General features: G+C 71.9%; 17 protein-coding genes. 6 read left to right on the top strand and 11 right to left on the bottom strand.

Translation table 11 applies throughout. The annotated features are described in order from the left end of the window. Positions 1–49: 49 nt before the first annotated feature. Together ABD332_RS44960 and ABD332_RS44955 are read left to right on the top strand one after the other, a co-directional pair. Positions 50–1,537 carry a sensor histidine kinase gene (locus ABD332_RS44960; protein WP_344510537.1) on the top strand — a complete coding sequence of 496 codons (1,488 nt, stop codon included), beginning with the start codon at positions 50–52 and terminating at the stop codon, positions 1,535–1,537. Next, the gene (locus tag ABD332_RS44955) at positions 1,534–2,190 is read left to right on the top strand and encodes a response regulator (RefSeq protein ID WP_344510535.1); all 657 of its coding nucleotides are present in this window, start codon (positions 1,534–1,536) and stop codon (positions 2,188–2,190) included. The genes ABD332_RS44960 and ABD332_RS44955 overlap by 4 nt, the downstream gene beginning before the upstream one ends. Before the next feature lie 285 nt (positions 2,191–2,475). On the opposite strand, the gene ABD332_RS44950 is transcribed toward ABD332_RS44955, so the two are convergent. Beyond that, complete coding sequence (locus ABD332_RS44950) at positions 2,476–3,216, bottom strand: class I SAM-dependent methyltransferase (RefSeq protein ID WP_344510533.1); 741 nt, start codon at positions 3,214–3,216, stop codon at positions 2,476–2,478. A gap of 87 nt (positions 3,217–3,303) precedes the next feature. On the opposite strand from ABD332_RS44950, the gene ABD332_RS44945 reads away from it, so the two are divergent. Beyond that, complete coding sequence (locus ABD332_RS44945) at positions 3,304–4,170, top strand: DUF6292 family protein (protein WP_344510531.1); 867 nt, start codon at positions 3,304–3,306, stop codon at positions 4,168–4,170. 85 nt (positions 4,171–4,255) lie between these two features. Next, positions 4,256–4,834 (top strand): DUF4142 domain-containing protein, encoded by a 579-nt coding sequence (locus tag ABD332_RS44940; RefSeq protein WP_344510529.1) that lies wholly within the window; start codon positions 4,256–4,258, stop codon positions 4,832–4,834. Positions 4,835–4,910: 76 nt separating this feature from the next. Here the strand turns inward: ABD332_RS44940 and ABD332_RS44935 are convergent, their stop codons facing one another. Next, a complete protein-coding gene (locus ABD332_RS44935; protein ID WP_344510527.1) occupies positions 4,911–5,699 on the bottom strand; it encodes an AraC family transcriptional regulator in 789 nt (262 codons plus the stop codon). Between the two features lie 44 nt (positions 5,700–5,743). Here ABD332_RS44935 and ABD332_RS44930 point away from each other — a divergent pair, with 44 nt between their 5' ends. Further along, positions 5,744–6,298 carry a class I SAM-dependent methyltransferase gene (locus ABD332_RS44930; RefSeq protein ID WP_344510525.1) on the top strand — a complete coding sequence of 185 codons (555 nt, stop codon included), beginning with the start codon at positions 5,744–5,746 and terminating at the stop codon, positions 6,296–6,298. A 9-nt stretch (positions 6,299–6,307) separates the two neighbouring features. On the opposite strand, the gene ABD332_RS44925 is transcribed toward ABD332_RS44930, so the two are convergent. After that, positions 6,308–7,162, bottom strand: a complete 855-nt coding sequence (locus tag ABD332_RS44925; RefSeq protein ID WP_344510523.1) for a dioxygenase family protein — start codon at positions 7,160–7,162, stop codon at positions 6,308–6,310. A 268-nt stretch (positions 7,163–7,430) separates the two neighbouring features. Then, the gene (locus tag ABD332_RS44920; protein ID WP_344510521.1) at positions 7,431–9,494 is read right to left on the bottom strand and encodes a PQQ-dependent sugar dehydrogenase; all 2,064 of its coding nucleotides are present in this window, start codon (positions 9,492–9,494) and stop codon (positions 7,431–7,433) included. A 172-nt stretch (positions 9,495–9,666) separates the two neighbouring features. Here ABD332_RS44920 and ABD332_RS44915 point away from each other — a divergent pair, with 172 nt between their 5' ends. Then, entirely contained in the window at positions 9,667–9,942 is a 276-nt protein-coding gene (locus ABD332_RS44915; RefSeq protein WP_344510519.1) for a hypothetical protein, read from the top strand. Positions 9,943–9,952: 10 nt separating this feature from the next. On the opposite strand, the gene ABD332_RS44910 is transcribed toward ABD332_RS44915, so the two are convergent. From ABD332_RS44910 to ABD332_RS44880, 7 genes are read right to left on the bottom strand one after another with little or no spacing between them, the layout of a single operon-like run. Beyond that, positions 9,953–10,699, bottom strand: coding sequence for an SDR family oxidoreductase (locus ABD332_RS44910; RefSeq protein ID WP_344510518.1), 747 nt, complete (start codon positions 10,697–10,699; stop codon positions 9,953–9,955). Further along, complete coding sequence (locus ABD332_RS44905; protein ID WP_344510517.1) at positions 10,696–11,562, bottom strand: NmrA family NAD(P)-binding protein; 867 nt, start codon at positions 11,560–11,562, stop codon at positions 10,696–10,698. The genes ABD332_RS44910 and ABD332_RS44905 overlap by 4 nt, the downstream gene beginning before the upstream one ends. Before the next feature lie 26 nt (positions 11,563–11,588). Further along, positions 11,589–12,701, bottom strand: coding sequence for an amidohydrolase family protein (locus ABD332_RS44900; RefSeq protein WP_344510516.1), 1,113 nt, complete (start codon positions 12,699–12,701; stop codon positions 11,589–11,591). Beyond that, entirely contained in the window at positions 12,698–13,591 is an 894-nt protein-coding gene (locus ABD332_RS44895; protein WP_344510514.1) for an alpha/beta hydrolase, read from the bottom strand. The genes ABD332_RS44900 and ABD332_RS44895 overlap by 4 nt, the downstream gene beginning before the upstream one ends. Further along, positions 13,588–15,195, bottom strand: coding sequence for an FAD-dependent monooxygenase (locus ABD332_RS44890; RefSeq protein WP_344510512.1), 1,608 nt, complete (start codon positions 15,193–15,195; stop codon positions 13,588–13,590). Before ABD332_RS44890 ends, ABD332_RS44895 begins: the two co-directional genes overlap by 4 nt. After that, positions 15,192–16,049, bottom strand: coding sequence for an NAD(P)H-binding protein (locus tag ABD332_RS44885; protein WP_344510510.1), 858 nt, complete (start codon positions 16,047–16,049; stop codon positions 15,192–15,194). The genes ABD332_RS44890 and ABD332_RS44885 overlap by 4 nt, the downstream gene beginning before the upstream one ends. Beyond that, positions 16,049–16,549 (bottom strand): nuclear transport factor 2 family protein, encoded by a 501-nt coding sequence (locus ABD332_RS44880; RefSeq protein ID WP_344510508.1) that lies wholly within the window; start codon positions 16,547–16,549, stop codon positions 16,049–16,051. Before ABD332_RS44880 ends, ABD332_RS44885 begins: the two co-directional genes overlap by 1 nt. Positions 16,550–16,595: the final 46 nt, after the last annotated feature.

The raw sequence follows: 16,595 nt of genomic DNA, 5'->3' as shown, positions 1-16,595 counted from the left end.
CCTACTTTTGACCGGTACGGCCCGCCCGTGACACTCCTAGGCTGGTCCCGTGAAGCTCGCGGGGAACATCGGTCTCGCCGCCGCGCTCGCCATCGTGGTGGCCGGCACGGCGGTTGCCATCGCGGCCAGTTGGGGCGGCGCATACTTCCTGCCAGGCGCGCTCGCCGGCACGCTGGCCGGCGTCGCTGCGCTGCTGCGGCACCGTGGCAGGCTGCGGGCGGCGGTGGCCGGCCTGACGGTCGCGGCCGTTGCCGTGTCCGCCGCGCCGATCGCCGGGCTGCCCGCGGAGCCAGGTCCCGCCGTGTCCCTGGCGCTCGCGGTGCTGGTGGGCTCCGTGACCCGCGTTGGGCCGTTGCGGGTCGCTGCCTGGATCGCCGCGGCGAGTCTCGCCGTCATCGCCGTGGGCGCGTTCGCCCACCCCGGGGAGTCCGGCGCGTTCGCAGTGACCATGTTCGGCGCGCTCGCGTGGGCCGCCGGCCTGCTCATCGGGGTCGGGCTGCGACTGCTCGACGCGCGCCGGCTCGCGGCCGTGGATGCGGTCCGCCGCGACGAACGGCTCACCATCGCCCGGGAGCTGCACGACGTCGTCGCCCACTACGTCACGGGCATCGTCGTGCAGGCCCAGGCGGCACAGTTGATGGCCCGACGGGACCCGGTGAAGGCGGGGAAGACGTTCGTCGACATCGAGGCCGCCGGCGCCGAGGCGCTCGCCGCGGTCCGCCGGGTGGTCGGAGTGCTCCGCGACGATGCAGGCGACGGAGCGGGCGGCTGGGACGTGTCGGCGGGGCAGGAGCGGATCGCCGACCTCGTCTGGCGGTTCGAGCGGACCGGTCCACCGGTCCACCTCGAGCTGCCGGCGGACGAGGATCAGTGGCCGGTCGAGGTGGCCGGCGCGGTCCACCGGGTCGTGCAGGAATCACTGACCAACGTGGCCCGTCACGCCGCCCGCGCGCGCTCGGTCACCGTCGCACTGTCCGAGTCAGAAGGGACGGTGATGGTCCGCGTCGCCGACGACGGCGAGGGCGCCCCACCACCGGTCCACAGTGGATACGGAATCGTCGGCATGCGTGAGCGGGTCGAGGCCCTCGGCGGCACGCTCTCCGCGGGTCCTGCTCCCGGCGGGGGATGGCAGGTGCAGGGCACCCTCCCGCTGCCCGGCCATGCAGTGGCATTGCTGCACAGGCCGTCGCCCGCGTCATCGTCAGGACCGCCGTCGTCCGGATCGTCGTCCGTGTCATCGTCAGGGTCGCCGTCGTCCGGATCGTCGTCCGTGTCATCGTCAGGGTCGGCGTCGTCTGGGACGTCGTCCGCGTCGCCGCCAGGATTGCCATCGCCTGGAGCGCCGTCTGGGTCGTCGCCGGGCGCGCCGGCGGGTGAGTCGTCAGGGTTGTCTGAGCGGCCTGTTGAGTCGTCAGGTGTCGTGCCGCCAGGGTCGTTGGGTGAGTCGCCGTCCGGGCCGTCGGTTGGGTCGTCCGACGGGTTGTCGTCCGGGCCGTCGGGTGGGGCGTCGCCGGGTTCGTTGCCAGGGTCACGATGACGATTCGGGTGTTGATCGCTGACGATCAGGCGTTGATCCGGAGCGGCCTGCGGTTCATCCTTGAGGACCAGCCGGATATCGAAGTCATTGCGGAGGCCGCTGATGGGCTCACCGCGATTGACGTGGCTCGTCGGTTGCGGCCTGATGTGTCGCTTGTGGACGTTCGGATGCCTGGTGCCGATGGACTGGAGGTGACCAGGGCGCTTGCCGGGCCGGGCGTCGCGGACCCGTTGCGGGTCATTGTGGTGACCACGTTTGACATCGACGAGTACGTGTACGGGGCCCTGCGTGGTGGAGCTACCGGGTTCCTGCTGAAGGATGCCGGGCCGGCGTTGCTTGTTGAGGCGGTTCGGGCGGCGCATGCCGGTGATGCGCTCATCTCGCCGTCGGTGACGGTGCGGCTGTTGCGGCGGATGGCGGTGCCGGCGGCGACGGGCAGCGCGAAGCCGTTGACGGATCGGGAGACGGATGTGGTGCGTTCGATCGCCCGCGGGCGCACGAATCTGGAGGTCGCCAGTGAGCTGTTCATCTCGCTGAGCACCGTCAAGAGTCACGTGTCAGGAATCCAGTCCAAGCTGGGCCTGCGCAACCGGGTCGAGATCGCTGCTTGGGCGTGGGAGCACGGCGTCGTCACCGGTTCCGGAGGAGGCTGAGAGGTCGACGGTGGCTGATCGGCAGACGAGGCAGCGCGCACCGCGACGGGCGGTGATGGACTGGCAGGCGGCGGCGTGCGTGCCGACGGAGGTGACGGACTGGCAGGCAGCGGCGTGCGTGCCGATGGTGATGATGGGGCGGCGGTGGGCGCCGTTGGATGTGGGCGTGGGCGGGGCAGTTCCGTGGTGACGGTGGCGGATCGGCGGGCGGCGAGGGGGTGGCGTGCGTGTGGAAGGGCAGTGACGGACCAGCAGGCAGGGGCGTGGGCGCCGAGGGGGGCGTGGTCAGCGGTCGGCGATGACGAGGCGGTAGCCGCCGTCGAAGTCGGGTTGTGACAGGAGGTGGTGGTAGCGGGTGTGCCAGGTGCCGGAGGTGAGGTCGGCGGCGAGGCGGTTGAGGCCCGGTTGCAGGGTGACGGGGTCGATCTGGGACAGCATGGACATGCCGGCGCGGACGAGGGGGTTCAAGTAGGCGTCGGGGCGGCGCCAGAAGGCCACGCCGAAGCCGTCGCTGCAGTCGTGGGGGACGTGGACCGGTTCGATGCGGGTGCCGCCGAGGAGGGCGGCGAGGTGCGCGGGTGGGACGGCGCGGGTGTCGTCGAGGGCGGCGGCTTCGGGCAGGTAGTCCTTGACGAGCCAGAACTCGCGGGTCACGGACTGGTCCCAGGTGAGGATGACGACGCGGCGGCGGGCGGTGCGGCGCAGCTCGGCGAGGCCGGTGGTGAGGTCGGTCCAGTGGTGCACGGTGAGCACGGCCATGACGGCGTCGACGGCGTTGTCGGCGACGGGGAGCGCCTCCGCGCGTGCCTGGACGACGGGGGCGGAGCCGGGTGGGCGTTGGTCGATCATGACCTGGCTGGGTTCCACGGCGAGGACGGTCTGCGGCGGCTCGTAGGCGCCGGTGCCCGCGCCCACGTTCAGCACCGACTGGGCATCGCCGAGGGCGGCGGCGATGCGGGCGCCGATGCGGGGGTCGGGGCGGCGGGTCGCGGTGTACGTGGTGCCGATGCTGTCGTAGACCGTCATCTCCGCAGTATGCAAGACGTGCGGGTGGCCGACTGCCGGCGAAGTGCGGCGGGACGTCAGGAACGGCCGTCGGTAGGATCGGCTGCCGTGTCGACGGTGCGGCGGGCTGAGGTGCTCATCGTGCTGTCCGCAGTGCGGGACGTCGAGGGGTTCGAGCTGGAGCTTGCCGCCCGTACGCTCGCCGCGGGCTGGGGTGGTGACGTCCGGCAGTTGCTGGAGGCGACCGCTGGCATCGTGGCGTTGCGGGAAGGTGCTGACGGCGTCGATCCGGTCACGCTCGCGGGGCGGTTTCCGCAGCTCGGGTACCTCCTTGCCGTCGAGCGGGCGCTGGCGGAGCGGGGCGTTGGTGTGCTGTGCCGGGAGGTGGAGCAGCCGCCGCTCGACCTGCGTGGGCAGCTGGTGATCGACCTGGCCAGGGCGGTCGGGGCGCACCCGATGGCACGTGGGTTCGTCGTCGAGTGGAGCAGCGGGCGCGGCTGGTCGACGGTGATCGACACGCTGCCGCAGGAAGACCGGGGAACAGCGCAGCGGTGTTGGCACTGGTTCGACGGGGTGCTGCCCGAGCCGGAAGAGGTGGCGGAACGGATCGTACGGCACCTTGACGGGGATCTGGCGGTGCCGGGGCGGGAAGCGTGGCGGTACAGCGGACGGCAGCTGCTCGACGGGCTCGGCGCGTATCCGGTAACGGCAGGGGTCGACGGGGTGCCGACCGTGTGCCGCAGCGACGCCGAATGGCGGCTGGAGCATTTCGGGCGGCGGTTGCTCTGGTACGAGCCGCCGCCCCTCCCACGCGTCGGCGACGAGCTCCAGGTCCCGGGGGTGCCGGGCGAGCGGCGGACCGTGGTGGCGGTGCTGCCGCAGCGGGCTGGTGACGAGGACCTGTACTGGGTGCGGCTCGCGGGGCATGACTTCCCGATCAGCTGGGACGCCGTCTGGCAGTACGTGACGGATTGAAGTTGCACCAGTACTGAGCGTTAGCGGCGTCTTGGGTTGGAAAGGGGTACGTGAGACAACGCCGCCAACATTGGAGGTCAATGCCATGCGTGCCGCACTCATCCGGCTCTGTGCCCTGCCCGCCGCCGTCGCGCTCGCCGCCACCGGGGCCGCGGCCCCGGCGTCCGCCGCGGGGGGACGGGTCTCGGCGCAGGACCGGGCGTTCGTCGCGGAGGCCGGGCACGGGGGCGCGTTCGAGGTCGCCGCCGGCCGGATGGCCGCGCAGCAGGCGCACGACAAGGGGGTGCGCGCCTTCGGCAACCGGATGGTCGCGGACCATACGAAGGCGGGCGCGGAGCTGACCGCGCTGGGGAAGGAGCTGGGCCTGGAGGTGCCGGACGCGCCGAGCGAGGAGCAGGACGCGATCCTGACGCTGTTCGGGACGACGACCGGGCCGGTGTTCGACTGCTCGTACGCGCCGGTCGAGTACTTCGACCACGTGGCGGCGATCGGGGCGTTCGAGAAGGAGGCGGACCAGGGGCGCAACGCGAAGCTGAAGACGTTCGCGCGGAAGGCGCTGCCGCTGCTGCGCGAGCACCAGACGATGATCGCCGACACGCTCGCCGACGTCCGGTGTACCGCGCCCGTGCCGCTGCCGACGCCCATCCCGATCCCCGGCGACTGAGGCCCGGATCAGCGGGCGACTGCGGCGCGGATTTGAGCGCGGCTGCGGCGCGGATCTGAGTGTGACTGCGGCGGAATCAGAGGCTGAAGTAGGCGCCAGGGGAGACGCCGAACGCCTGGCGGAACGCGGCGATGAACGCGCTCGGCGAGCGGTAGCCGACCCGTCGCGCCACCACCGCGACCGGCGTGCCGGTGGCGAGCAGGGACAGGGCCGCGCGGAGCCGGACGTTGGTGCGCCAGCGGCCGAAGCTCATCCCCGTGCCGTCGGTGAACAGCCGCGCCAGGGTCCGGGCGCTCGCGCCGGCGTGCCGGGCCCAGCCGTCGAGGTCGCGCCCGTCGGAAGGGCGGGCGGCGACCGCCTCGGCGACCAGGAGCGCCCGCGGGTCGGCGGGCATCGGCACGTCGATCGTCGCGACCCCGGCCGGCTGGAGGAGATCCAGCAGCACCGCCTCCGCCCGCCGCCGCGCGGCCGCAGAGGACCGCACAGGCCCAGCGAAAGCGGCATCCAAAGCAGAAGCCGAAGCGGCAGCAGGAAGTGGCGGGAACGTCGCGAGGTGCGCGGCCAGCTCCCGCAGCAACGGCGTGACCACGACGACGGTCGGGGTGTGGAAGCCGCGCGGGGCCCGGTCCACGTAGACGGCCCGGGCCACCGCCGGCCCACCTTCCAGGGCGTGCGGCGTGCCCGCCGGGATCCACAGCGCCCGCGTCGCCGGCAGCACCCAGACCCCGCCGGGCGCGGTGACGCTGACGACGCCCTTCGCCGCCCACGTCAGCTGGTGCGTCGCGTGGCGGTGCACGGGGAACCTGGTGCCCGCCGTGAGCTGGAAGTCCCGCGCGACGATCACCGGATGGCCGGAACTCGACATCGGTTGGCAGTGTAGCGGCGGGCGGCCATCGTACCGTCGCAACCATGAACGGCATCCACAACGTCCTGTGCCGCTCCGCCCGCTGGGGCAGGACCGTCGAGCGCCGGCTGCTGCCGTGGGCGCTCAACGGTGTCCCCCTGCGCGGCCGGGTGCTGGAGATCGGGCCGGGGTTCGGCGCGACGACCCGCGTCCTGGCGCGTGCCTGTGCGGACCTGACCGCCGTGGAGATCGACCCGCGGCACGTGGCGCGGCTGCGGGCGACGTTCGGCAACGTCGTGCGGGGCGACGGGACGGACCTGCCGTTCCCGGACGGCAGCTTCGACACCGTGGTGTGCTTCACGATGCTGCACCACGTGCCGTCGCGTGAGCTGCAGGACCGGCTGTTCGCCGAGGCGTGCCGGGTGCTGACGGCGGGCGGTGTGTTCGCCGGCAGCGACAGCCTCGTGAGCCGTCGCTTCCGGCTGCTGCACCTCGGCGACGTCATGGTGCCCGTCGACCCCGCGACCCTCCCGGAAAGGCTGCGCCGGGCCGGTTTTCCCGACCCGGCCGTCAGCACCGGCGGCCCCTCCCTGCGATTCCGTGCCGCGAAGCACCCATGAATCCAACAGTCAGAGGCGTTGCCACAGGGCCGGCACGTTCGGCGGCTCCCAGCCGGGCTGCGCGGTGTGCCCCTGCAGGCAGCGGTACGCCACCCCGGCGTAGGTGACCTGGGCGCCGGCGGCGTACACCTGACCGGCGGCCCACGTGCCACCAGGGGTCGACGGAGGCGTGGTGGGAGGCGTGGTCGGCGGGGTGGTCGGCGGCACGCCCGGCACGTCCAGCACGAAGTCGAACGTCGCCTCCCGGCCGCCGCTGACGGACCGGACGGTCATCAGCAGCCGCGGGTCGTAGAGGCTGTCGGTCGAGTTGCGCGGCTCGCCCGGGAAGTACAGCTGCGTGGTGAGGATCGGCTGGCCGGGCGCCTGCACCTTCACGTGGATGTGCCGCGTCCGTCCCGGGTAAAGCCCCGGCACGATCGTGGTGAGGCTGAACGCCCCCTGCCCGTTGGTGTACTGGTGGCCGCGCAGCCGGTATCCCGCGTTGTCGTACGCGCCGGCGTTGTCCGCCTGCCAGAAATCCAACAACGCGTTGGCGACGGGGCTGCACGACGTACCGAAGACGTAGCCGGACACCGTGAGCCGGGTGCCGGGCAGGCCGGTCGCGATTGCGGTCCGCTGCGGCGAGTTGGGCTTGAAGTAGGGGCCTTCCATCTGCGGCGGCGTCTCGTCGTCGCCGTCGTCGCACATCGGCGTCGGTGCCAGGCTCACCTGGTCGGTGTCCCGGGCGAGCGCGGGCACCCCCGCGAGCAGGATCGGCACCGGCGCGGCGACGAGCGCGGCGCGCAGCAGCTGCTTGCGGGTCAGAGCGGGTCCGCCCGGACGGTTCTCGTCCAGGGCGGCGTCGTCGTCGTGCTGGCCTGTCATTGCCGGCTCCTCGGTTCGCTGGTCGGCCCGCTCGTAACGGGCCCGACCGCGACACTAGGCAAGGCAATCGGCACTGGTCGATGGACGTAACACCGCGATCATGGTGCATTTGCAGCAGCGAACGGCGGCGTGCGGGCGGCGGCACCGCCGACGGCACCCTCGTCCAGCTGTGGGAGTGCAACGGCAGCGCCGCGCAGGTGTGGTCGGCGCGCTGAGCACCAAGCGCAACGGCCCGCCCGACGAGGGCGGGCCGTTGCGCTCAAAACCATCAGGCGCCGAGCGTGACGTGGAAGAGCTTCTCGTTGCTGTTGTTCGGGATGCTGTCCTTGTCGCCGGTGGTGCTGGTGGTCAGCCACAGGCCGCCGTCCGGCGCCGGTTCGACGGTGCGGAGCCGGCCGTACGCGCCGTTGAAGTACGCCTGCACGTTCGTCAGCGAGGTGCCGCTGATGACCGCGCGGTACATGCGGGTGCCGCGCTCGCAGGCGATGTACAGCACGTCACGGACGATCGCGATGCCGGAGCAGGAGCCCTCCGCCGTCGGGTACGTGCGCTTCGGCGCGATGAACCCGGCGGTGCCGCACGTGCCGCTGGTGCCCTCGCACGCCGGCCAGCCGTAGTTGCCGCCCTTCTGGATGAGGTTGGTCTCGTCCATGATCGCGTTGCCGAACTCCTGCTCCCACAGCCGTCCCTGCGAGTCGAACGCGAGCCCCTGGGGGTTGCGGTGCCCGTAGCTCCAGACGTAGTTGCCGAACGGGTTGTCCGACGGCACGGTGCCGTCCGGGTTGAGCCGCAGCACCTTGCCGTTGAGGCTGTTGAGGTTCTGCGCGTTGTCGCCGTTCTGCGCGTCGCCGGTGCTGGCGTAGAGCTTGCCGTCGGGGCCGAACCGCAGCCGGCCGCCGTCGTGGAACTTGTTGCGCAGGATGCCGCTGAGCAGGACCTGCTCGCTGCCGGTGTTCAGGGTGCCGTTCTCGTACCTGATCCGCACGATCCGGTTGTCCGACGGCGAGGTGTGCATGATGTACAGCCAGTGGTCGCTCGCGTGGTTGGCCGAGATCGCGAGTCCGAGCAGGCCGCCCTCGCCGTCGGTGTTCTGCACGTTCGGCACCGTGCCGATGCTGTTCTTCGCGCCGGTGGCGGGGTTGAGGTGGACGATGTCGTGCGCGTCGCGCCGGGTGTAGAGGATCGTGCCGTCCGGCAGCGTGACGAGGCCCCACGGGATGTCGGTGTCGGTGCCGATCTGCGTGACGGCGCAGACCGAGCCGCCGCACGCGGCGCCCGTGGTGACGGTGGCGGTGTTGCTGCGAGGCGACACGTTGCCCTGCGCGTCGCGGGCGACGACCTGGTAGGCGTAGGCCCGGTTGGCGGCCAGGGCGCTGTCGATGAACGTGGTCGCGGGGGTGGTGGTGCCGGTCCCCGTGATCGTGCCGACCTTCGCGTTGTCGCGGTAGACGTCGTACGCGCGGACCTGGATGTTGTCGGTGGCGGCGGTCCACCGCAGGGTCACGGTCGTGCCGGACGCGGATCCGGTGAGCCCGGTCGGCGCGGTCGGCGGCGTGGTGTCGGCCTGGCACTGCGGCGGCGTGATCGGCACCGTGGTGCTGGCCTGCGAGACGTTGCCGGCGGCGTCGCGGGCGTTGACGTACAGGCCCCAGGTGACCCCGGGCACGACGGTGAGGTCGGTGGACAGCGTGGTCACCGACTTCATCAGCTGGCCGTCGTGGAAGACGTCGTAGAACGCGACGCCCACGTTGTCGGTGGACGCGTTCCAGGAGAACGTGACGGCGTCGCAGACGAGGTTGCTGACCCGGGGGTTGCCGGGCACCGTCGGCGGCTGCGAGTCACCGGCCGCGGTCGTCCACCGCTGGTTGCTCTGCCCGTTGCAGGTCCACAGGGCGACCGGCGTGCTGTTGGCGGTGGCGGCGCCGGTCACGTCGAGGCACAGGCCCGACTCGACGCCGGTGATGGTGCCGTTGGTGTTGATCCGCCACTTCTGGTTGGCGCCGCCGTTGCAGGTGTAGATCTGCGCGGTCGCCGGGGCGGTGGTGTCGTGCCCGGCGACGTCCAGGCACTTGGGGGAGTCGTACACCCGCAGCTCCCCGGCGGCGGTGAAGGTCCACGCCTGGTTGGCCTGGCCGTTGCAGTCGTAGATGTTGACGAGGGCCTTGTCCGCCTGCGACTGGCCGACGACGTCGAGGCAGCGGCCGGAGGCGGCGCTGACGACGGTCGAGCCGGTCGCCGCCTCGGCCGGTGCCCGGACCGCGACGGTGACGACGGTGATCACGCCCGCGGCGGCGATCCCCGCCGCCAGCAGCCGTTTCGGGATGCGCATCATGCCTCCAATGCATTGATCAGTGCAAAGTGCGACAACTCCGATCGAAGAGCAAAAATAGGCGTGTGTCAACGTTGTCAGTACAGCTCGGGGCAGCATTTAAGGCGTATTTCAGGCCCCCCTCAAGTGGGCCTTCCGTGGACCCGGACGGCCGCCGGCCGATACCGTCGACATCATGGCCACCTACTCGGGACCCGCGACGCTGGTCCTCACCACCGGGGCGCGGGTCACCGGCATGGCGTCGCTGAACACCAACAACCGCGGCGCACCCGGCGGCTGGAGCGGCACGTTCCGCCCCAATGAGGTCAGCACGGAGGTGCGCGACGCGACCGGCGGGCAGATCGAGCTGCCGTACGAGCAGGTCGGCACGGTCGCCGTCACCGGCGTGCGGCGCCTCCTGGCGACCCAGGTGCTGATGTCGCTGACCGGCAGCGGGCCGGCCCCGTTCTGATCAGAAGCGGTCAGGCGCCCATCAGGTCGTTGAATCGGGTGGTGAACCCGACCTCGTCGGGGCGCTGCGTGTCGCGACGCTCCGCCGCCCGCCGCACGAGGATCTCGACCTCGTCGGTGGCGAGGACCGCCATGGTCTCGTCCAGGTAGTCCCGCAGCGGCATCGCCCGGGGATCGGTCAGGTTCACGTCCATGAGGTGGGTCTGCGTGTAGGGCGGCGCGATCTCCAGCACCGACACCGGGGTGTCGCGCAGGCGGTACCGCAGCGACAGCGTGTAGGAGTGCAGGGCCGCCTTCGTCGCCGAGTACAGCGTCGAGGAGGCGAGTGGCGCGTAGCCGAGCATCGAGCTGACGTTGACGATGGTCGCCGACGGCAGCGACCGCAGGTGCGTGACGAACGCCGAGTTGAGCCGGATCGGGCCGAGCAGGTTCGTGGCGACGATCGCGGTCAGCGCCGCGTCGTCGATCGGCTCGGCCGGGTCGTCGCCGAACATGATGCCGGCGTTGTTGACCACCACGTTGAGGTCCGGATACGTGGCGATCAGCTGCGGCACGACGACGGCGATCGACGCCGGGTCCGACACGTCGAGCCGCACCCACCGCATGCCGGGGTTGGCGGCGGCGACCTCCTCCAGGGCGGCGACGCGCCGGCCGGCGACGATGACCGTGTTGCCGCGCCGGTGCAGCTCCTCCGCGAGCCCACGGCCGATGCCGCTGCCGCCGCCGGTGATGAGGACGGTGTTGCCGGTGAGCTTCATGCGACTCCGTTCGCGTGCTTGCGCACGTACGCCTCGAAGGTGGTGGGCGGGCGGCCGAGCAGCCAGGTGAGCACGTTGGGGTTGCCGACGAAGTCGTGGCTGCTGTACCGCTCGGTGATGGAGCGCAGCACCCGCAGCTGGTGGGTCACCTCGCGCGGGTCCGCGTCGCCGACCCAAGCCTTCAGGTAGGTGTCGGCGTCGATCCGGCGCACCTCGACGGGCCGCCCGAGGACCCGGGAGATGATCTCGCCGAGCTCGTGCGCGGTGTACCGGCCGGGCCCGGCCAGCTCATAGGTGGCGCCGTAGTGGCGCGCACCGTCGGCGAGGACGGTGCGCGCCACGTCGGTGACGTCGTCGAGGTCCACCATGGACTGGCGGCGCTCCAGGGACCACGACAGCTCGAACACGCCGCGGGAGAAGACGGGCTTGAGCTTCAGCGGCAGCATGTAGTTGGCCGGCTGGAGGATGGTGAACTCCAGCCCCGAGGACAGCAGGTGCTCCTCGACGTCGCGCTTGATCTCGTGCTGGACGAGGTCGGTGGTGATGGCGTGCAGCACCGAGCTGAAGACGAAGTGCCGCACGCCGGCGGCGCGGGCCGCGTCGACGACGGTGCGGCCCATCTCGCGTTCCCGCGGGTGCAGGGTCGGGCCGATGTGGTAGACCTGCTGCGCGCCGTGCACGGCCCGGGCCGCGACGGCCGGGTCGCTGACGTCGCCGACGACCACGTCCGGCACCCCCATCTGGTGCAGTCGCCGGGCCGACTCGACGCTCCGCACGCACGCGCGGACCGGCAGCTTCGCGTCGAGCAGCTTGGGAATCAGCAGCCGCCCCTGGTTGCCGTTGGCGGCGGTGACCACGATCATGTCGTTGCCTTTCCGTCAGGGGGCGGTCAGCGGACCCGCGTGCCGCCGATCCACACGCCGCGGATGTCGCGGGTCGCGGCGATGTCGGCGGACGGGTCGCCGCCGACGAGCAGCAGGTCGGCGCGGCGGCCGGGGGCGATCACGCCGCGGTCGGCCAGGCCGAAGGTGTCCGCGGCGGCCGACGTGGCGCCGCGCAGCGCCTCGGCCGGGGTGAGGCCGGCGTCCACCAGCCGCCGCAGCTCCTCGTGGATCGACTCGCCGTAGGGCACCTGGCAGGGCGTCTTGACGTTGTCGTTGCTGTCGGTGCCGACGAGCACCGTCATGCCCGCCTTCCGGAACGTCGACACGGTCGCGGTGGCATGCTCGTACCGCATCCGCATCCCCGGCATCAGGGTGCCCAGCACCCGCATGATGAGCTTGCCGCCGATGTTGCGCACGACGCCGTCCATCATGGTCAGCGTCGGCACGATGACGACCCGGCGCCGGGCGAGCAGCGCCTCGAACGCGGCGTCCAGCTCGCTGGTCAGCGCCGTGTGCGTGACGATGTCGGCGCCGGCCCGGACGGCGACGGTGAGCGTGTCGGCGCTGACCACGTGCGCGATGGTCAGCAGCCCGGTGGCGTGCGCCGCCTCCACGACAGCGGCGACGGTCTCGGGGCTCAGCGCCTTCGTGCCGGGGATCTTCGGGTCCTCGACCGCGATCTTGATGTAGTCGGCGCCCTCGGCGACCCGGTCCGCGACGAACCGGGTCGCGTCCTGCGGCCCCGTCACGGTGCTGGACGGCCCGAACCCCATGTGCTTCACGAAGTGCGAGCCGGGCGCGTTGGCGAGGTTGCCGGCGATGCGGACGTCCGGCAGGCCCGGCAGGCCCTTGAGCCTGCCGGGGATGCCCGCGTCCCAGCACCCCATGTCGAGCGCGGTGGTGACGCCCCACCGGGCGGCCGCCTCCAGGTGCGCGACCTCGGTGACGTGGACGTGCGTGTCGATGAGCCCGGGCAGCAGCGCGGCCCCCCGGGCGTCGATCGTTTCCGCGGCCGCCGTGCCCGGTGGTGCGATGAGACCGTTCGCGATCACGACCGTGGCGGGGTCCCCCAGGCGTGACCCGTCGAACACCCGGGCGTTCAGCAGAGCAGTGCTCAACTGGGGTCCTTGGCCACGCTGACCTCCAGGGCGAACGCGAGCTGGCTCAGCTGCAGGGCCGCGCCGGCGTTGTGGAAGTCGACGCAGTGCCCGGCGTTGCGCACGAGCCGCCCGTCGACGACCGGTGCGGACGTGAACGACGCGGCGTAGTCGGCGGCCTGGGCGGCGTCGGTGATCCACAGCGCGTCGAACTCGCCCTGCCGGGCGTGCACGGGCACGGTGACCTGGGCGTTGACCTCGCGTACCCGGGAGATCCAGCCGTTGTTGATGTCGATCAGCTCGGCCCGCGGCACGGACGTGTCGGAGCTGTGGCTCAGCTCGGGCATCGTCGTGTCGTGCGTCCAGGCCGGGCCGAACATGACGCTGTCCTTCATCGGGCCGGGCAGGTCGATCATCAGGATGTCGGGCAGCGCGTCGAACGCCATCCGCGGGCCGTCGGGCACCTGCAGCAGGCAGCCGGAGACCGCGATGCCGAGCAGCGGCCAGCTCGGCTGCCCGGCGGCGATGGCGGTGGTGACGGCGCCGCCGATGGAGTGGCCGATGACGAACACGCCGGCGTGGCCCTCGCCGTGCCGCTGCCACAGCTCGCCGATGACCCGGTCGAGGGCCTTCGCGTTGGCGAGGATGATCGACTCGCCGGGCTCCACGTGGGTGCTGCCGAGGTAGCCCGGGCGGTCGAGGGCGATGACCGGGATCCCGAGCGCGGCGGCCCGCTCCAGCAGCGAGTACCCGGGGATGTCGAAGTACTCGGAGGTGTACGTGCCGCCGTGGATCGCGATGACGAGCGGCACCTGCGCGGCCGCGGCCGGCGTCTGCGGGGTGTTCCGGCGGCCCGTGACCGTCAGGCCGTCGGCGCTGGTGTGGGTGAAGGGAGTGGCGGTGGGTGTCATGGTTGGTGTCTCCATTCTCCGCGGATCGCCTCGTCGACGATCCGCTCGGCCTCGGCGTCCGGGACCGGACGGCCGATCCATGCGATGTGCTGGTCGGGGCGCACCAGCACCAGTCGTCCGCTGAAGAACGCGTCCAGTCCGAGCGAGGGGTCGTCGAGCACGGCCAGGGGGATGCCGTGCCGCTCGGCGTGGCGGATGAACACGGCGGCGTGCCAGGCCGGGCCGATGATGGTGAGCTCGGGCCCGAGCCGGTCGAACAGGGACTGCCCGTCGGGCAGCCAGGTGTGGGGGAGCCGGTTGCCCGGGGCGGCCACCGGCAGGTAGTCGGATCCGTTGGTGGTCTGCACGTCGGCGTACTCGGTGTAGCCGACGCCGAGCACCAGGCCGTCGCTGTGGAACTCGGTGCGCTTCGCCGCCTGGATGACCGCGGCGGCCTCCTCGGTGGTGCCACCGCTGGTCAGGCCGGCCGCGGCGGAGAGGACCGCCGGCCCGCTCTTGCCGTTCTCCGCGGCGGCCGCGACGAACCGCTGCGCGACCGGGCGGCGCTCGGCCTCGTAGCTGTCCAGAAGCGCCTCCGGCGCCCACCCGTTGATGACGGCGGCGAGCTTCCAGCCGAGGTTGACCGCGTCGCCGATGCCGGTGTTGTACCCGTGGCCGCCCCACGGCGGGTTCTGGTGCGCGGCGTCGCCGGCGACGAACAGCCGCCCGCGGCGGAACCTGTCGGCGATCAGCGTCCGTGCCCACCACGGGTCGGTCGCGATCACCTTGATCGGCAGCTCCCGGCCGAGCAGCCGGTGCACGAGCGCGGTGGCGTCGACCTCGCCGGTGTGGTCGTCGTCCTCGTCCTCGTCCGGGCGGACCGTGGCGATCGCCCACCAGGTGCCGTCGAGGTCGAGGCGGCCGACGAGCCCGGGTGCGGCGGCGTCGAGCACCCAGTACTGGACGGCGTTGCCGTGCGGGATCAGGTCGCCGAGCTCGGCGCACTCGAACGTGATGCTGACGTTCGGGCGGGGGAGGCTGGACCCCTCGTACACCGCGCCCATCGCGGTGCGGACGGCGCTGCGCGGCCCGTCGGCGCCGACGACGTAGTCGGCCTCGACGGTCGACGTGGTGCCGTCCGCGTCCTCGATCGTCACGACCACTGTGCTGCCGCGCTCGTCGAACGCGACGGCCCGCCGGCCCAGCAGGAGCGTCGCGTGGCTCTCCGGGCGGCCGAGGGCGTCGCGCATCGCCTGCTCGACGATCGGCTGCGCCACCTGCTGGCCCGGCTCGGCAGCGACGTCGGTGCCGGCGAGGGCGAGCCCGAGCGTGCCGGTCAGCCTGGTCACCTCGCGGCCGGTGACCGACATGCAGAAGACGATGTCCTTGGACCACTCGACGTGCAGCGGGGCGCGCTGCCGGACGGTGTCGGCGAGGCCCCACCGGCGGAACAGCTCCATCGTGCGCGCCGACGTCGTTTTCGCGCGGGGGCGCAGGTAGGAGACGTGTTCCCGCGGCTCGACGACCACCGACGCGACGCCGTGATGGTCCAGCTCCATCGCCGTGGCCAGCCCGACCGGCCCGCCGCCGACGACCAGCACGCTGGTCCTCAGGTGCCCGCTCATGCGTTCACGGGGGAGGAGACGGCCAGCTCCTGGAGGTAGTCCTCCACGGTGCGGGGTGCGCGGCCGAGGACCCGTTCGACGTCGGGCGTCACGAACTCCGACTGCCCATCGCGGAACAGCTGGTACATCTCCTGGAAGTGCTCGGCCTCCCACAGCGCGGTGCCCCGCTCCAGCAGCGAGGCGCGCACGTCGGCAGGGGTGATGTCGACGGTCTCGGCGCCGAGCAGGCCGGCGATCTCGCGGTACGTGACCGCACGCCCGCCGGTGAGCACGACGGTCTGCCCGGTCCAGCGGTCCTCGGTGAGCAGCTCCGCGCAGACGTCGCCGACGTCGCGGGTGTCGACCAGGCTGATGCCGGCGTCGCCGATGGCGTTGGGGATGCGCCCGGTCGCGCGCACGGCCGGCATCATGATGGTGCCGATCAGCGTCTGCATGTAGCCGTTGGGGCGCACGATCGTGAACGGCTGCCCGCTGTTGACGAGCACCTGCTCGATCTCCCAGTGCTGGCGGCAGGTGTACGGGCCGTCGGGGTTGATCGCGGTGCTGGTGCCGGACAGCTTGACGATCCGCACCGGCAGGCGGCGCAGCGCGCGGATGATGCGCAGCTGAAGGTCGGCCATGTCGTGGTCGTGGCCGCTGAGCAGGAAGACCGCGTCGACGCCGGCGGCGGCGGTCACGACCGTGTCGTCGTCGCCGGGGTCGCCCTCGACGACCTGGCAGCCGGGCGGCAGGACCGTGGCGGCGCGGGCGGCGTCGCGGGTGAGGACGCGCACGACGTCGTCGCCGCGGCGCAGCAGGGCCCTGGCGACGTGCGGGCCGACGTTGCCGGTCGCGCCGATGAGCAGGACGGCCATCAGTCGAACACCGTTACCTTCGCGTCGGCCGGGATGTCGTCGTTGACCCGGTCGGTGTCGTCCGCGCGGCGCCACAGCTCGTAGCCGTTCTCCCGGCAGATCTTGCCGTCGCGCATCTGGAAGGCGTGGATCAGCCGCATGCTGCACCGGGTCCCGGGCGGGAACGGGCAGTTGCGGAACCCGTCGGTCTTCACCGTGATCTCGAAGATGCTGTCGTCGAACACCCACTCCTCGGTCGCGAACCGGTAGAGGTTGGTGATCCTGTGGACGTGCATGGCGTCGAAGATCTTCAGGTATTCGGCCTTGACCTCGGCCTTGTCCTTGAGCAGGAGGCCGCGGGCGGGGACCTCCCAGATGATGTCGTCGGTGTAGACCGCGATGGCGAGGTCGATGCCCTCGGGGTTCTCGTTGTGGAAGTGCTGGTCCACGGTCGCGTTGTTCCGGGCGATGATCGCCTCGCGGATCAGCTCGGGGGACCCGGCGTCCATCTCTACAGACATGGGGCAACTCCATCCTGTGGCGGCGCTAGGATATACGTTTGACTCC

The sequence above is a fragment of the Dactylosporangium maewongense genome (genome assembly GCF_039531485.1).
Taxonomy (GTDB): Bacteria; Actinomycetota; Actinomycetes; order Mycobacteriales; family Micromonosporaceae; genus Dactylosporangium; species Dactylosporangium maewongense.
The sequence above is the reverse complement of the archived record's forward strand: the minus strand, read 5'-3'. Positions and strand labels throughout refer to the sequence as shown.

What these genes read in the sequence shown, in the direction of transcription:
- ABD332_RS44955 (WP_344510535.1), top strand. Translation starts at nt 1,534, where the DNA reads ATGACGATTCGGGTGTTGATCGCTGACGATCAGGCGTTGATCCGGAGC.
- ABD332_RS44950 (WP_344510533.1), bottom strand. Translation starts at nt 3,216, where the DNA reads ATGACGGTCTACGACAGCATCGGCACCACGTACACCGCGACCCGCCGC.
- ABD332_RS44940 (WP_344510529.1), top strand. Translation starts at nt 4,256, where the DNA reads ATGCGTGCCGCACTCATCCGGCTCTGTGCCCTGCCCGCCGCCGTCGCG.
- ABD332_RS44935 (WP_344510527.1), bottom strand. Translation starts at nt 5,699, where the DNA reads ATGTCGAGTTCCGGCCATCCGGTGATCGTCGCGCGGGACTTCCAGCTC.
- ABD332_RS44930 (WP_344510525.1), top strand. Translation starts at nt 5,744, where the DNA reads ATGAACGGCATCCACAACGTCCTGTGCCGCTCCGCCCGCTGGGGCAGG.
- ABD332_RS44925 (WP_344510523.1), bottom strand. Translation starts at nt 7,162, where the DNA reads ATGACAGGCCAGCACGACGACGACGCCGCCCTGGACGAGAACCGTCCG.
- ABD332_RS44920 (WP_344510521.1), bottom strand. Translation starts at nt 9,494, where the DNA reads ATGATGCGCATCCCGAAACGGCTGCTGGCGGCGGGGATCGCCGCCGCG.
- ABD332_RS44915 (WP_344510519.1), top strand. Translation starts at nt 9,667, where the DNA reads ATGGCCACCTACTCGGGACCCGCGACGCTGGTCCTCACCACCGGGGCG.
- ABD332_RS44910 (WP_344510518.1), bottom strand. Translation starts at nt 10,699, where the DNA reads ATGAAGCTCACCGGCAACACCGTCCTCATCACCGGCGGCGGCAGCGGC.
- ABD332_RS44905 (WP_344510517.1), bottom strand. Translation starts at nt 11,562, where the DNA reads ATGATCGTGGTCACCGCCGCCAACGGCAACCAGGGGCGGCTGCTGATT.
- ABD332_RS44895 (WP_344510514.1), bottom strand. Translation starts at nt 13,591, where the DNA reads ATGACACCCACCGCCACTCCCTTCACCCACACCAGCGCCGACGGCCTG.
- ABD332_RS44890 (WP_344510512.1), bottom strand. Translation starts at nt 15,195, where the DNA reads ATGAGCGGGCACCTGAGGACCAGCGTGCTGGTCGTCGGCGGCGGGCCG.
- ABD332_RS44885 (WP_344510510.1), bottom strand. Translation starts at nt 16,049, where the DNA reads ATGGCCGTCCTGCTCATCGGCGCGACCGGCAACGTCGGCCCGCACGTC.
- ABD332_RS44880 (WP_344510508.1), bottom strand. Translation starts at nt 16,549, where the DNA reads ATGTCTGTAGAGATGGACGCCGGGTCCCCCGAGCTGATCCGCGAGGCG.